General features: G+C 38.5%; 14 protein-coding genes. 3 read left to right on the forward strand and 11 right to left on the reverse strand.

What is annotated here, in order from left to right; translation table 11 throughout:
• Position 1: 1 nt before the first annotated feature.
• The 8 genes from qoxC to pdhA form a co-directional block, all read right to left on the reverse strand.
• Positions 2-601 (reverse strand): cytochrome aa3 quinol oxidase subunit III, encoded by a 600-nt coding sequence (gene qoxC / locus RCJ93_RS07180; protein WP_066785060.1) that lies wholly within the window; start codon positions 599-601, stop codon positions 2-4.
• The gene (gene qoxB, locus RCJ93_RS07185) at positions 601-2,544 is read right to left on the reverse strand and encodes a cytochrome aa3 quinol oxidase subunit I (protein WP_066785056.1); all 1,944 of its coding nucleotides are present in this window, start codon (positions 2,542-2,544) and stop codon (positions 601-603) included. The genes qoxC and qoxB overlap by 1 nt, the downstream gene beginning before the upstream one ends.
• 34 nt (positions 2,545-2,578) lie before the next feature.
• On the reverse strand, positions 2,579-3,478 hold the full coding sequence (qoxA, locus tag RCJ93_RS07190; protein ID WP_147194359.1) for a cytochrome aa3 quinol oxidase subunit II: 900 nt from the start codon (positions 3,476-3,478) through the stop codon (positions 2,579-2,581).
• 490 nt (positions 3,479-3,968) lie between these two features.
• Positions 3,969-4,751: an SDR family NAD(P)-dependent oxidoreductase gene (locus RCJ93_RS07195; protein WP_446738689.1), complete on the reverse strand. Its 783-nt coding sequence runs from the start codon at positions 4,749-4,751 to the stop codon at positions 3,969-3,971.
• Between the two features lie 253 nt (positions 4,752-5,004).
• Positions 5,005-6,420: a dihydrolipoyl dehydrogenase gene (lpdA, locus tag RCJ93_RS07200; RefSeq protein WP_066785047.1), complete on the reverse strand. Its 1,416-nt coding sequence runs from the start codon at positions 6,418-6,420 to the stop codon at positions 5,005-5,007.
• Between the two features lie 3 nt (positions 6,421-6,423).
• Entirely contained in the window at positions 6,424-7,776 is a 1,353-nt protein-coding gene (locus RCJ93_RS07205) for a dihydrolipoamide acetyltransferase family protein (RefSeq protein WP_446738690.1), read from the reverse strand.
• A gap of 19 nt (positions 7,777-7,795) precedes the next feature.
• Positions 7,796-8,773 (reverse strand): alpha-ketoacid dehydrogenase subunit beta, encoded by a 978-nt coding sequence (locus tag RCJ93_RS07210; RefSeq protein ID WP_066785040.1) that lies wholly within the window; start codon positions 8,771-8,773, stop codon positions 7,796-7,798.
• Between the two features lie 3 nt (positions 8,774-8,776).
• Positions 8,777-9,889, reverse strand: coding sequence for a pyruvate dehydrogenase (acetyl-transferring) E1 component subunit alpha (pdhA, locus tag RCJ93_RS07215; RefSeq protein WP_446738691.1), 1,113 nt, complete (start codon positions 9,887-9,889; stop codon positions 8,777-8,779).
• Positions 9,890-10,244: 355 nt separating this feature from the next.
• On the opposite strand from pdhA, the gene def reads away from it, so the two are divergent.
• Entirely contained in the window at positions 10,245-10,799 is a 555-nt protein-coding gene (gene def, locus RCJ93_RS07220) for a peptide deformylase (protein WP_066785034.1), read from the forward strand.
• Positions 10,800-10,840: 41 nt separating this feature from the next.
• Here def and RCJ93_RS07225 read toward each other — a convergent pair whose 3' ends face one another.
• On the reverse strand, positions 10,841-11,614 hold the full coding sequence (locus RCJ93_RS07225) for a Cof-type HAD-IIB family hydrolase (RefSeq protein WP_446738692.1): 774 nt from the start codon (positions 11,612-11,614) through the stop codon (positions 10,841-10,843).
• Positions 11,615-11,883: 269 nt separating this feature from the next.
• Between RCJ93_RS07225 and RCJ93_RS07230 the strand changes: the two genes are divergently transcribed.
• Positions 11,884-12,093 carry a DNA-dependent RNA polymerase subunit epsilon gene (locus RCJ93_RS07230; protein ID WP_066785028.1) on the forward strand — a complete coding sequence of 70 codons (210 nt, stop codon included), beginning with the start codon at positions 11,884-11,886 and terminating at the stop codon, positions 12,091-12,093.
• 3 nt (positions 12,094-12,096) lie between these two features.
• Positions 12,097-13,764: a ribonuclease J1 gene (gene rnjA, locus RCJ93_RS07235; RefSeq protein WP_066785020.1), complete on the forward strand. Its 1,668-nt coding sequence runs from the start codon at positions 12,097-12,099 to the stop codon at positions 13,762-13,764.
• 48 nt (positions 13,765-13,812) lie between these two features.
• Here rnjA and RCJ93_RS07240 read toward each other — a convergent pair whose 3' ends face one another.
• The gene (locus RCJ93_RS07240; RefSeq protein WP_066785017.1) at positions 13,813-14,472 is read right to left on the reverse strand and encodes a potassium channel family protein; all 660 of its coding nucleotides are present in this window, start codon (positions 14,470-14,472) and stop codon (positions 13,813-13,815) included.
• A 196-nt stretch (positions 14,473-14,668) separates the two neighbouring features.
• The gene (locus RCJ93_RS07245) at positions 14,669-15,124 is read right to left on the reverse strand and encodes a TlpA disulfide reductase family protein (protein WP_066785014.1); all 456 of its coding nucleotides are present in this window, start codon (positions 15,122-15,124) and stop codon (positions 14,669-14,671) included.
• Between the last annotated feature and the right edge of the window lie 29 nt (positions 15,125-15,153).

The following is a 15,153-nucleotide window of genomic DNA, read 5'->3' on the forward strand; positions in this document are numbered from 1 at the left end:
ATTACAACACTCCTTTCAAGTACACAAAACTGAAGATGAAGATCCATACAACATCAAGGAAGTGCCAATACAGTGAAAAGATAAATGCTTTATTAGCTGTTTTCGCATTCAAGCCATGTCTCTTAATTTGAATAAGGATGGCTGATCCCCATAGGAAACCAAATGTTACGTGGGCACCATGCGTGCCTAATAAAGTCATTAAAGCTGACATAAACGCACTTGTTGTAATTGTTGCACCATCATGAATATATGTTAAGAACTCGTTAATTTCTACGCCAAGGAATACTAAGCCAAGAAGTAACGTAATGATGTAGAATACCATCATCGCTTTCTTACGACCAATACGCATTGCATGAACGCCTAAACCGATTAAGAAACTACTTGTTAACAATACAAATGTTTCTATTAATACTGGTGGCATTTCAAATATTTCTTTACCTGTTGGGCCAGTACCTGTGCGATCTGCTAATGCAAAATAAACACTAAATAATGTCGCGAAAAGAACAATTTCTGCTCCTAAGAATACCCAGAAACCAAAGATTTTCATCTCGTTCTCATGTGTGCGGTATTCAAGTGGGGCTGATGTATTTTCTTTAGACATTATTGTTCACCTCCCAAACGTCTTTCTGTTTCAACAATTTCAGCCACTTCGATGTAATGGCCATCATCTTTTTCAAATGAACGATATGCCAAGAATCCGAGAGTTGCTAGACCAAAGACAATTACTCCAGCCCATACACTAAATACAAAGAAGAAAGCAAACAAGAACATAACACCGGCCATCCACATTGGCGCACTACTATTATTCGGCATATGAATTCGTTCATACTCGCCAGCAGTAATGTCTCTACCTTCTTTTTTCGCAAACCAATATTCATCCAATTGGTTGATTTTTGGTACTACTGCAAAGTTGTACTCTGGAACTGGACTGTGTGTTGCCCATTCAAGTGAACGTGCATCCCAAGGATCTCCAGTTGTTTCACGTGGACTGTGACGGAAGCTGTAGTAGATGTTGTAGCATAGTAAGATAAAGCCTACACCCATCATTAAAGCTCCTAGGAACGATACCATATTCAATGGACCATAGCCTGTGTCAGCTGAATATGTGTACATACGACGCGCATAACCATCTAAACCTAAAATGAATAGTGGGAAGAACGCAATGTTAAATCCTAAAATGATAAACCAGAAAGCAGATTTACCTAATTTTTCATTCAAACGGAAACCAAAGATTTTTGGCCACCAGTAGTGGTAACCTGCTAGTACACCAAATACTACCCCAGGAATCAATACATAGTGGAAGTGAGCTACCAAGAACATTGTATTATGGTATTGATAGTCGGCACTTGCCATAGCAAGCATAACCCCTGTTACCCCACCAATTGTAAAGATTGGGATAAACGCTAATGCATAAAGCATTGGAGTCGTAAATTGGATTTTCCCGTGCCTCATCGTCAGAAGCCAGTTAAAGATTTTTACACCTGTCGGCACTGCAATCAACATAGTTGTAGTTGAGAAGACGCCGTTAACCATTACACCGTGTCCCATAGTATAGAAGTGGTGAGCCCATACCATGAAGGAAAGTAACGAGATAATGACCATACTCATAACCATTGATTTATAGCCGTAAAGGTTTTTCCGTGCAAATGTCGCGATAATTTCACTGTAAATACCGAATGCAGGAAGTATAACAATATATACTTCTGGATGTCCCCATACCCAGAATAGGTTTGCCCACATCATGTCCATACCGCCATCTTGCATTGCGAAGAATTTTGTACCGAACTGGCGGTCCAAAGTCATTAATGCAAGTGCTACAGTTAATACAGGGAATGCAAATGTAATAATCACGTTTGTAATCAATGCGGACCAAGTAAACATTGGCATTTTCATTAATTTCATGCCAGGTGCACGCATTTTAAATATAGTTGTAATAAAGTTGATACCTGTCATTAAAGTACCGATACCTGAAATTTGAAGAGCCCAAGCGTAATAGTTATTCCCTACACCTGGATTGAATTCAGTACCTGCCAACGGGAAGTAAGCTGTCCAGCCGGCATTTGGTGAACCCCCGATAACGAATGATACATTCAACAAACCAGCACCTGCTGCAAATAGCCAGAAGCTAAGAGCATTCAGACGTGGAAATGCAACGTCTCGTGCACCAATTTGTAGTGGTACTACAATATTCATCAAACCAATGATGAATGGCATTGCCATGAATAAAATCATGATCAAACCATGTGTAGTAAAGATTTCATTATAGTGTTCGGAGTTTAATAATCCGTTTTCTGGTATAGCTGTTTGAGCACGCATTAATAAAGCATCAATACCGCCTCTAAACAACATGATAAGCGCTACAAAGACGTACATAACGCCAATTTTTTTATGGTCAACAGTAGTTAGCCAGTTTTTATATAACCAGCCCCACTTTTTGAAATAAGTCAAACCTGCAACAACAGCAATAGCTCCTACGATGATACTGATACCAGCCGCTAAAATCATCGGCTCTTTCATCGGAGCGAATAACTCATCAAAACTCATGTGTGTAACTCCTTTCATTCTTTAGAATGATAAATTAATGAGACATATCCATGCCTTCCATATCCTTATCCTTCATATTCTCCATATCGTGTTTCCCATGTTTTCCATGTTCCATTGGAGCTGGTCTAAAGGTTAGGTGAGTAGATGAATAACTTTTACGTCCTACAAAAGAAGTTTTTAATAGCTTATCGAACTCTTTTTCAGTCAATTTAGGTTCCTTCGCTTTTACATCTTTTATCCATTCATCAAAGTCTTTTTGTGACATTGCTTGAGCCTCAAACTCCATTTGAGCAAAGCCTTCACCGCTAAAGTTTGAATTTCGGCCCATATAAGAACCTTCTTGGTCAGCAGCTAGGTGAATTTTTGTAAGCATATCACTCATTGCATATTTTTGACCTGCTAATTGCGGAATCCAAAAACTTGTAATCGGGCCGAATGAATATAACCTAAATTCAATTGGTCGGTCTGTCGGGATGTTCACATAATTTACAGTTTCAACACCTTGTTCTGGATAGCTAAAGTGCCATTTCCAGTTTGAAGAAGATGCATATATAACGAGCGGTTCTTTATTACCGTAACCCTCTGGTTTCTTTTCAACTTTTGATGTTGTAAACACTGTTACAATCGCAAGTGCTGTAACAATAAGGATTGGTATTACTGTCCAAACAACTTCCAGTACTTTGCTGCCCTCTTCGTGCGGCGGCTCATAATCTGGCGCTTGTTTTGACGCACGATATTTTGAAAGCATGTTAATCAAAAGAACATATACGACTAATAGAATGACAAGCATTACGATAATCGACATTATGATTGTGTTTGACAACGTTCTTGCATTAGGACCTTTTGGATCAAAGATCATCAAAGGCTGACATCCGGATAAAACAAGTGTCAAGAATGCCATAACAAAAGGTAAGATTAACACTTTTTTCTTCATAATTTTACTCCCTTCTCAAGAAAACAAATAAAAACATTATAAAGTGTTTTAATGAATTGTTGGTCCCTTCTAGAAACTAATTTCTACAAGCTTTCCTTTTATAATTGAAAAAACATAAAAGTAAAAGTATAAAACTACTTGTTGAGACTTTTTTACATTTCCACTTTATATATAGTAGAAAATAACAACAGCAATTTTTATTCACCTTACTTCCCTATAAATTCAATCATTCTTTTCTTGATTCATATGAATTATACTCCAACCGATTTTTATTAAAAGAAAAAAGCACTCATTATCACAATTCATTCAAGGATTTTTGAACGTTGTGTGTATTAACTTTGAACAAAATGTGTACGAAGAAAAAAACTAAAATATAGTTCTAAAAAAGGAAAGTTTTTGATGCTTTTTTGCTTTAAATTGAATGCAAAAATTAAAATTTTACAAAAAATAAAACCCACCAAAGGATGGAATCTTTGATGAGTTTTTACTTTTAAAGAGCAGGTGCAGCTCCACCATCTATATTAACTGCAGTACCGCTTACATATGACGCTGCATCTGAAGCTAAGAATGTAATTACATTTGCTGCTTCAACAGTGTCCCCAATCCTGCCAAGCGGAATGGATTTCCCTACTTCTTTAGAGTATTCTTCCCAAGTTAGCTCTGGCGATTCATGTTTCCACTTTTCTTCTATTTGCGCACTGCGGATTAACCCAATGCAGACAGTATTGACCCTTACGTTTAATGAGCCTACATCTTTGCTCATCGCATTTGTAAGTGCCATTCCAGCTGCACGGCTTACAGTAGTTGGCAATGAAGATGCTGGAGGTGTTTTCCCTAAAACGGCAGTAACATTTACAATTGATCCTCCGCCTGCCGCTTCCATATGTGGAATCGCTGCCTTTGCCGTATGAATTGCGCCAAATAACTTTAAATTCAAATCGCTTTTCCAAAAGTCTGTATCTACATCTAAAAATGAATGAGCAGCTGAAGTGCCCGCATTATTAACTAAAATATTAATTTTTCCGTATTTCTGCATGGTTTGCTCGATCAGGTTTTGGCAATCTTTTTCATTCGTCACATCTGCGACAACAGCAAATGCTTCTTTTCCTGTCGTTTCTTTTATTTCTTTTATCGCTTCATCGAGAGAAGTTGCAGTACGCGCACATATTACTACTTCTGCTCCCTCTTCAACTAATTTTTTTGCTGTAGCGAGTCCAATACCTTTGCTGCCTCCCGTTACAATCGCTACTTTATCTCTTAATTTCAAATCCATTACAGCACTCCCTTTTTATAATTCATGCACTCTTTAACTTTACCTTCTCCTTCGTCTTTCAAACATTTTTATGCAGTGAATTTAGGATTTATTAAAGCATAATTAAGAATTATAGGGTAGGAGACTAACAAGCAACTACATTCGATTTATGTCCAATTAGAAATAAAAAGGGCTGTAGGCAAACTCAAAAGTTTGAGTTTGATTACAGCCCATTCTCTTAATTAATCTATTAAGAGATTTAGATAAGGTTAGATTATTTTTTTGCAATAATATGGATTGGGTTACCAAGTGCAACTTCAGCTGTTTCCATAGTAATTTCGCCTAATGTTGGGTGTGCGTGAATAGTCATCGCAACATCCTCAAGCGTCATACCTGCTTCAATCGCTAAACCAATTTCAGCAATCATATCAGAAGCGCCAGAACCAACGATTTGGCCACCTAATAGCAAGCCATCTTCTTTGCGTGCAACTAATTTCACAAAGCCTTCTGTTTCATTTAATGCTAATGCACGACCGTTTGCAGCGAATGGGAATTTGCCAGTTGAAACTTCAAACCCTTCTTCTTTAGCTTGGTCTTCAGATAAACCAACAGTAGCCATTTCTGGATCTGTAAAGCATACAGCAGGAATTGCTAAATAATCGACAACAGATTTTTCGCCAGCGATTGCTTCAGCAGCCACTTTACCTTCATAAGATGCTTTATGAGCAAGCTGTGGTCCAGCAACGATATCACCAATTGCATAGATATTTGGAACGTTTGTGCGGCATTGTTTGTCAACTTTGATTAAACCGCGTTCACCAAATTCAATTCCCACTTCTTCTAAGCCCATTTCATCCGTATTCGGACGACGACCAACTGTTACAAGTACGTAATCTGCTTCTACTGATTTAGCTTCACCATTTACTTCATATTTAACAGTTACGCCTGTCTCAGTTTCTTCAACACCTTGTGCTAAAGCATTTGTTTCGATTGTAACGCCTTTTTTCTTAAGACCTTTTTTAACAATAGTAGTCATTTGCTTTTCGAAGCCAGCAAGAATATCTTTACCGCCTTCAAGAATTGTTACTTCAGCACCTAGGTTTGCATAAGCAGAACCTAATTCTGTACCAATGTAACCGCCGCCAATAACAACTAGTTTGCTAGGAACTTCTTCTAGGTTAAGCGCGCCTGTTGAATTTAAGACGCGTTTTGAGAATTTAAAAGTTGGAATCTCAACTGGACGTGAGCCAGTTGCGATAATAACGTTTTTAAAGTTGTAAGTTTGTGCTGAGTTTTCTGTGATAACGCGTAATGAGTTAGCATCATGTAAATATGCTTCGCCTTTTACCACTTCAATATTGTTGCCTTTAAGCAAACCAGAGACGCCGCCAGTTAATTTTTTAACTACAGAATCTTTAAATTCTTGCGCTTTTTTGAAGTCTAATTTCACTTCTGAAGCAACAATTCCCATATCATCGGAATGTTTAGCTTTTTCGAAGCGGTGACCTACAGAGATTAATGCTTTAGATGGGATACAACCTACGTTTAAGCATACACCACCAACATTTTCACGTTCAATTACTGTCACTTTTTGTCCAGTTTGTGCTGCACGGATTGCTGCAACATATCCACCAGGGCCTGCGCCAATGACAATTGTGTCTGTTTCGATTGGAAAATCTCCTACTACCATTTTTTACGCCTCCATTAATAATAATTCTGGTTCGCTTAACAAGCGTTTAATATGATTTAACGCATGTTGAGCAGTCGCACCATCAATCATACGATGATCAAAGCTCAATGATAATGCTAACACAGGTGCAGCTACAATTTCACCATTTTTTATTACAGGTTTTTCTGCAATTCGCCCAATTCCTAGAATTGCGACTTCTGGGTGATTAATCACAGGAGTGAACCATTGTCCGCCAGCTGAACCGATATTTGTAATAGAGCATGATGCGCCTTTCATTTCGTTTGGCGCTAGTTTTCCTTCACGAGCTTTTGTAGCTAACTCGTTAATTTCATTTGACACAGCAAATACAGATTTGCGATCAGCGTGTTTAATAACAGGAACAAGCAAGCCTTTTTCTGTATCGGCTGCAATTCCTATATTGTAATAATGTTTTTGGATAATTTCTTGCGTTGCATCATCTAATGAACGGTTGAAATCAGGGAACTCACGCAATGTGCTGACTAAAGCTTTTACCACATAAGGAAGGTATGTTAATTTAATACCTTTTTCAGCAGCAGCTTCTTTGAATTTCTTGCGATGTGCCACCAATTCAGTCACATCAACTTCATCCATCAGCGTTACATGTGGAGCTGTTTGTTTAGAATGCACCATTGCTTTTGCAATTGCACGACGGATACCTGACATTTTTTCACGTGTTTCTGGGAAATCACCTTCAGGAATTGCCGGTGTTTTGCTTGTTTCTTGTACTGATTCTTGGCTTGCTGTTGCTTCAACAACTTCAGCTTTTTCTGTTGCTGGTGCAGCTTTACCGTTTTTAAATGCTTCGATGTCTTCTTTTAATACACGGCCATTTTTACCAGAACCTGAAACTTGTTTAATATCTACGCCGTTTTCACGTGCAAATTTACGGACAGACGGCATTGCGATAACACGTGCATTGCCTACTGTTTCTTCTTGCTCTTCTCCTGCTGGAGGAGTTGCTGTTTTTGGCTCTTCTTCTTTAACAGCTGGCTCTTTTTCGACTTCTTTGCCTGATTCAGCAGTTGCTTGGACTTGCGCTTCTGTTTCTTCTTCTGCGTCTTCATCTTTATGTCCATGAAGTTCTAACTCTTCATATCCTGGTGCGTCAATTTCAAGCAATACAGTACCAACAGTTGTCAAAGTACCCTCTTCAACTAGCACTTTTTCAATTGTTCCTTCTACCGGAGATGGAATTTCAACAACAGCTTTGTCGTTTTGCACTTCTGCCAATATTGTATCTTCTTCGATCTTATCGCCTGGTTTTACAAACCATTTGACGATTTCTCCTTCATGGATACCTTCACCAATATCTGGTAATCGGAATTTATATGCCATTTTAAGTCACCACTCCTTTTTAGAATTCTAAAACTTTTTTAGCTGTAGCTATAATGTCTTTTGAATTTGGCAACCACACAGCTTCAGCTTGTGGGAACGGATATACAGTGTCAGGTGCTGTAACGCGAAGTACGGGTGCTTCAAGACTTAAAATAGCGCGTTCCGTAATTTCACTTACTACATTCGCTGCAATACCTGCTTGTTTTTGTGCCTCTTGGACAACGATTGCACGACCTGTTTTTTCAACAGATGCAATGATTGTTTCGATATCCAATGGTTGAATTGTTCGTAAATCAACTACTTCAACAGAGTAGTTTTCTTTTTCTAATGCTTCTGCTGCTTTTAAAGATTCATGAACCATAGCGCCATAAGCAAAAATAGAAAGATCTTTACCTTCTCGTTTTACATCTGCTTTACCTAGAGGAATAGTGTAAGACTCTTCTGGTACTTCTTCACGGAATGAGCGGTATAGTTTTAAATGTTCTAAGAAAACAACTGGATCATTGTCGCGAATAGACGAAATTAAAAGCCCTTTAGCATCATATGGAGTAGAAGGAACAACCACTTTAAGACCTGGTTGAGAAGCTACTAATCCTTCTAAGCTGTCTGAGTGCATTTCTGGTGTATGAACACCGCCGCCAAATGGAGAACGGATTGTAACAGGTGCATTTAGGCTGCCACCAGAACGATAGCGCATACGTGCTAATTGACCGCTGATTGAATCCATTACTTCATAGACGAAACCGAAGAATTGAATTTCAGGAACAGGGCGATATCCTTGTAAAGCTAGACCGATTGAAAGACCGCCAATACCTGATTCTGCTAGCGGTGTATCAAAAACTCGATCCTCGCCAAACTCTTTTTGAAGACCTTCTGTTGCACGGAAAACCCCTCCGTTGACACCAACGTCTTCACCGAATACTAGCACGTTTTCGTCATCTTTTAGTTCACAACGAAGTGCATCTGTAATTGCTTGAATCATTGTCATTTGTGCCATCGGTTACTTCGACTCCTTTTGCGCGTAGATTTCATATTGTTCTTTAAGATTTGCTGGCATTTCTTCATTCATAATATTGATTAAGTCTGTTACTTTTTGTTTTGGTGCTTCATCCGCTTTTTTGATTGCTGCTTTGATTTCTTCTTTTGCTTTTTCGATTACTTCAGCTTCTTTTTCTTCGCTCCATAAACCTTTTTCAGTCAAGTACTTACGGAAACGAACGATTGGGTCTTTCTTTTCCCATTTTGAATCTGTATCTGATGTACGGTAACGAGTAGGGTCATCGCCTGCCATTGTATGCGGGCCATATCGATAACAAATTGTTTCAATAAGTGATGGACCTTCTCCTGCTACAGCACGTTTACGTGCATCGCGAGTCGCCACGTATACAGCTAGCGGATCCATACCATCTACTTGGATGCTTGGAAGTCCTGCTGCAATACCTTTTTGAGCAATTGTAGAAGCAGCTGTTTGTAGTTCACGTGGTGTAGAAATAGCATATTGGTTGTTTTGTACGATAAATATAGCAGGTGATTTAAATGCTCCTGCAAAGTTAATACCTTCGTAGAAATCACCTTGTGAAGAACCACCGTCACCTGTGTAAGTTACAGCTACTGCTTTTTTACCTCGTTTTTGCATGCCAAGTGCAACACCTGCAGTTTGCACGTATTGAGCACCAATGATGATTTGTGGAGCTAAAATGTTTACCCCTTCAGGAACTTGGCCGCCAACGAAATGTCCGCGTGACCATAAGAATGCTTTCCATAAAGGAAGGCCATGCCAAACGATTTGCGGCACATCGCGATATCCAGGCAAGATATAGTCTTCTTTTTCAAGTGCATAGTGGGAAGCAATTTGAGAAGCTTCTTGACCAGCAGTTGGTGCGTAGAAGCCTAAACGTCCTTGGCGATTTAATGAAATAGAACGTTGGTCAAGTATACGTGTAAAGACCATTCTGCTCATTAATTCAACTAATTCTTCATCAGAAAGATCAGGATTAGCGCTTTCGTTAACGATTTCCCCTTCTTCATTCAAAATCTGGAACATTTCAAACTTTTCTTCAATTTCGTGCAAATTTGCTACAGGATCAAATTGTTGTCCTTTTTTTGAAGCCATGTTCTCACATCTCCTTTATATATCTGTATTACAAAATCTAATAAAAATTATAATACAACTATTATTTAAGTCCAGTATACTGTTTTATAATTTATCGGTCAATGCAAGTAGCAGAGTTAAAAATTCAATCTCATATAGTTTATTGCAAGGAACCTGTATTATAAAGTGCGAATAACCTGTATTATACTACAGTGATTTTTTTACTACCTTTACTAGCACAGTTTACCCCAATTTATTTATTACCTTTTTAATATGTATTAAAACAATGTTTTCATCCTTCTGAGGTTCTTTTCTATTGTGGGATTTTGGGTGTGCGTTATAATAGAAAAGAACTTTTTTTGAAAGGAAGAGCAAAATGATTTTAATGCACGATATTATACGAGAAGGAAATCCAACTTTGCGTGCTGTCGCGAAAAACTTGTCCTTCCCCCTTACAGAAGAGGAAAAAAAATTAGGTGAAGACCTACTACAGTTTTTGATAAATAGCCAAGACGTAGAATTAGCCGATAAACATGGTTTACGGTCAGGAATTGGAATTGCTGCACCTCAAGTAGATGTATCAAAAAGAATGTTCGCTTTGCATTTGCCAGACAGTGCGGGCAAGCAAATCAGCCTAATTGCCGTCAACCCCAAGATAGTAAGCCACTCTGTAGAAGAGGCATACGTTCCTTCTGGTGAAGGATGCCTTTCAGTAGACCGTGATGTGCCCGGCTATGTACCTCGCCCAGCACGCATTACGGTCAAATTTTTCACACTTGATGGTGAAGAAAAGAAAATGCGGTTAAAAGGATTGCCAGCTATTGCTTTCCAACATGAGCTGGATCATTTAAATGGTGTAATGTTTTATGATCACATTAACAAAGATAATCCATTTGAAAAGAAACCAAATGCCAATCCGCTGGAAGATTAAAAAAACGGACTTGATGAGCCTTCATCAAGTCCGTTTTTTAATTACCACAACCCCAATTTTTTCATGGCTTTAGATAAACCATCGTCATCCACATGATCTGTAACAAACGTTGCTGCTTCTTTAGCTTTCGGATGTCCATTCCCCATTGCTACGCTTGTCCCTGCAGCTTGTAGCATTTCAACGTCATTTAATCCATCTCCAAATGCAATTGCATCTTCTATTTCAAATGCAGTATGCTTTAAAAATTGCTGAATGCCATACGCTTTTGATACATCTCTATTGATTACATCAACTGAAAACTCATGCCAACGAATAAATTTTAATTCAGGAAATAGGTTTGCATATCGTTCCTCACCTTTTTCGTCTACGTACAATAATATTTGATAGGTATTGGATTGTTTATAATACTCGGCATCTACTTCCGGCATAGGATAGAATAAGGAATCCATGCTCGTACGAACTTTGACATCATCCTTAGCTGCTGATGTCATTCTCACATCATCCAAAAATACAACAGGATTATTCTCTTCCTCTGCTTGGACCACCAGTTTCTCTACTATCTCCATGGGAATCGGTCGTTCAGATATCACTTTTCCTTTATAAACGACATACTGCCCGTTAAAGCTAATAAATGAATTTAAGCCAAGCTCCTCTAATACCGGTTTTAAGAAGAACGGAGAGCGGCCTGTCGCTATGACGGCTTCATGTCCATTTTCCTCAGCTTTTTTGATTGCCTCATATGTTGCGGGGGGCAATTTTTTCTCCGAATTGTATAACGTACCATCAATATCAAAAAATAAAATTTTCTTATCCACTTGTTAATCCCAACCTTTCTGTCTGTTAAGTGAATTTTCTTTACATTTTCTTTTTAAATGAATATAATAGGGGCAAGGAGTGATCTGCCATGTTCAAACGTCTTAAAAAACAATTGTTGAAAAGGCTTCGTGGCTTGCTCGAGAAAAAAACGATCGCTTAAAGTTATGTTGCCCTTCATATTTTGAAGGGCTTTTCTTTATTTTAGTTTACCTACGTGCTAATATAAAGGAAATGAATTTATTTTGAACGTGTTAAAGGAGAGCAAACAATGATTTATAAAGTATATTATCAAGAAAATATCCTTGAAGTGCCTGTTCGCGAAAACACTAAAAGCTTGTATATTGAAGCTGATGAAGTGCGCGAAGTCCGCGAGAAGCTTCAAGGGCGCGGTTATAACATCGAGTACATCCAATCGCTTGAAGGAAACTACTTGGAATATGAAAAAGCAAGCGAAGATTTCAAATTGGAGAATATCTAATTAATGAAATTCGTCAAAAATGACCAAACTGCAGTTTTCGCACTCGGCGGACTGGGCGAAATCGGCAAAAATACGTATGCTGTTCAATTTCAAGACGAAATAATCTTGATTGATGCCGGCATTAAATTTCCAGAAGACGATTTACTAGGGATTGATTATGTAATTCCCGATTATACCTATCTTGTTCGAAATGTCGATAAAATTAAAGGTTTATTTATTACCCATGGTCATGAAGACCATATCGGCGGTGTTCCATATTTACTTCGCCAAATTAATGTCCCTGTATATGGAGGCAAATTGGCGCTTGGGTTGTTGCGTAATAAGTTGGACGAGCATGGATTGCTTCGCCAAACAAAGCTAATTGAAATCCAGGAAGATGATGTCATCAAATTCCGTAAAACTTCAGTAAGCTTCTTTAGAACAACACATAGTATCCCAGATGCATACGGGATTGTAGTCAAGACACCACCTGGCAATATCGTGCATACGGGTGACTTTAAATTCGATTTCACGCCAGTTGGCGAGCCAGCAAACTTGACAAAAATGGCTGAAATCGGGCGCGATGGCGTTTTATGTTTACTGTCCGACAGTACTAATGCCGAACGTCCTGAATTTACTATGTCGGAACGCAAAGTTGGCGAAAGTATCGATGAAATTTTACGCAAAGTAGAATCTCGCATTATTTTCGCAACATTTGCTTCTAACATCCATCGTTTAAAGCAAGTGACAGATGCTGCTGCTAAACATGGCCGCAAAGTCGCTGTATTTGGACGTAGTATGGACAATGCCATTAACATTGGCCGTGAGCTTGGTTATATTACTGCACCTAAAGAAACCTTTGTAGATGCACAAACATTAAATCGCCTTCCTGCCAATGAAGTGATGATTTTATGTACCGGAAGCCAAGGTGAACCAATGGCTGCATTATCGCGAATTGCTAACGGTACACACCGTCAAATTCAAATACAGCCTGGAGACACTGTTGTATTCTCTTCTTCACCGATTCCTGGTAATACAACCAGTGTAAATAAGATTATCAACTTATTGTACCGCGCTGGAGCTGAAGTTATTCATGGATCATTGAATAACATCCATACTTCTGGTCATGGCTCACAGCAAGAACAAAAGTTAATGCTGCGTTTAATTAAGCCAAAATTCTTTATGCCAATTCACGGTGAATACCGCATGTTGCGTATGCATGGAGACTTGGCAGAAGACTGCGATGTACCAGCAGATAATATCTTTATCATGGAAAATGGTGAGGTATTGGCATTAAGTGCTAATGAAGCTCATATTGCAGGCCGGATACCATCAGGAGCTGTTTATATTGATGGGAATGGTATTGGAGATATCGGCAATATTGTTTTGCGCGATAGACGGATTTTATCAGAAGAAGGTCTTGTTATTGTGGTCGTTAGCGTAGACATGCAGCTACAAAAAATGGTTGCAGGCCCTGACATTATTTCACGCGGTTTCGTTTATATGAGAGAGTCTGGTTCGATGATTAATGAAGCACAGCAAATGTTAAGCAAACACTTGCAACAGCTCTTAATTGAAAAAACCCCTCAATGGACGGAATTAAAGAATGAAATTACTGATCTTCTAGAGCCATACCTATTTGAAAAAACAAAACGGCGCCCAATGATTTTGCCGATTATTATGGAAGTATAATAGATTATAATAAGGCCTCCAATACTTAATTGGAGGCCTTGTTTTCGCTTAATTCAGCATTTTCTTCTCAAAGCGGCTAATATCATCGTCTTCTCCGATGACAATTAATATATCACCTTCATGTATAACATCCTCTGCTTGAGGTGATACGATAATTTCTTTTTCTCTTTTAATAGCTACAATGTTGATGCCGTACCGTGCACGAATATCTAATCCTATAATGGTATGGCCTTCAAGTAGATGATTTGCCTTTATCTCCATAATCGAGTGTTCATCTGACAACTCTAAGTAATCCAAGACATTATTAGACATCATATTGTTAGCAATCCGAATGCCCATATCACGTTCTGGGTGTACCACATGATCAGCACCAATCTTCCGTAGCACTTTTTCATGGTAGTCATTCTGCGCTTTTACTGTAATTTTTTGTACACCAATTTCTTTTAAAATTAATGTCGTTAGGATACTCGATTGAATATCATCGCCAATGGCTACAATAACATGTTCAAAATTACGTATACCTAATGATTTAAGTACAGATTCGTCTGTTGTATCTGCTACAACTGCTTGAGTAGCAATTGACGCAAACTCATCCACACGCTCTTGTTGCTTATCGATGGCCATTACATCCGCATCTTGTTGAACAAGTTCTTGAACAATACTGCCTCCAAAACGGCCTAATCCAATCACAACAAATTCTTTCTTCATGCCAAATACCTCCGATTTCCCAGCACTTCCTACAAGGTTCTGTATCCATTTTAACAAACAACGTAAAAACATGCTCAGGAAATTTATATTATCTTGAATACTATCTATTCTACATTGTGAGCTGAATCCTTGTTCTCATTCACAGAAAAAGACAGCTGTCTGTACATTAGCTGTACAAACAACTGCCTCCGAATGCTTATTCAGCATTTCTTACTTCATCAAGTACACGATTGACACGTTTTTCAAGCATTTTCATGCCGCTACCGCCAGCTTGGAAGTGGCGTAGCTTACCGTCTTTATCGAATACATAGTAAGCTGGAACGTATTGGTTTTCAAAAGCATCTGTTAATTTCATATCACTGTCTACAAAAATAGGTTGAGTGATACCATGTTCGTTAGCTACCTCTTTGATTTCTCCTAAATCTAGGTCTTTCTCAGAGCGTGGCATATGAACTGCAATAACATTTAGCTCATCTTTATATTGATCACGGAAGTTGTTTACATCCGGCATAGCTTCCTTGCATAAATGGCAGCTAATAGACCAGAAATGAATAAGTGTTGGTTTATCGCCTACTAGCTCACTTTTTGTCACTTGGCCATTTAACCAAGCTGTTTCGCCTTGTAATTCAGGCATATCTGCGCGTAATTTCATGCTATTCACCTCTTCATTTAGTTAACATC

Source organism: Rummeliibacillus sp. BSL5, from assembly GCF_052928305.1.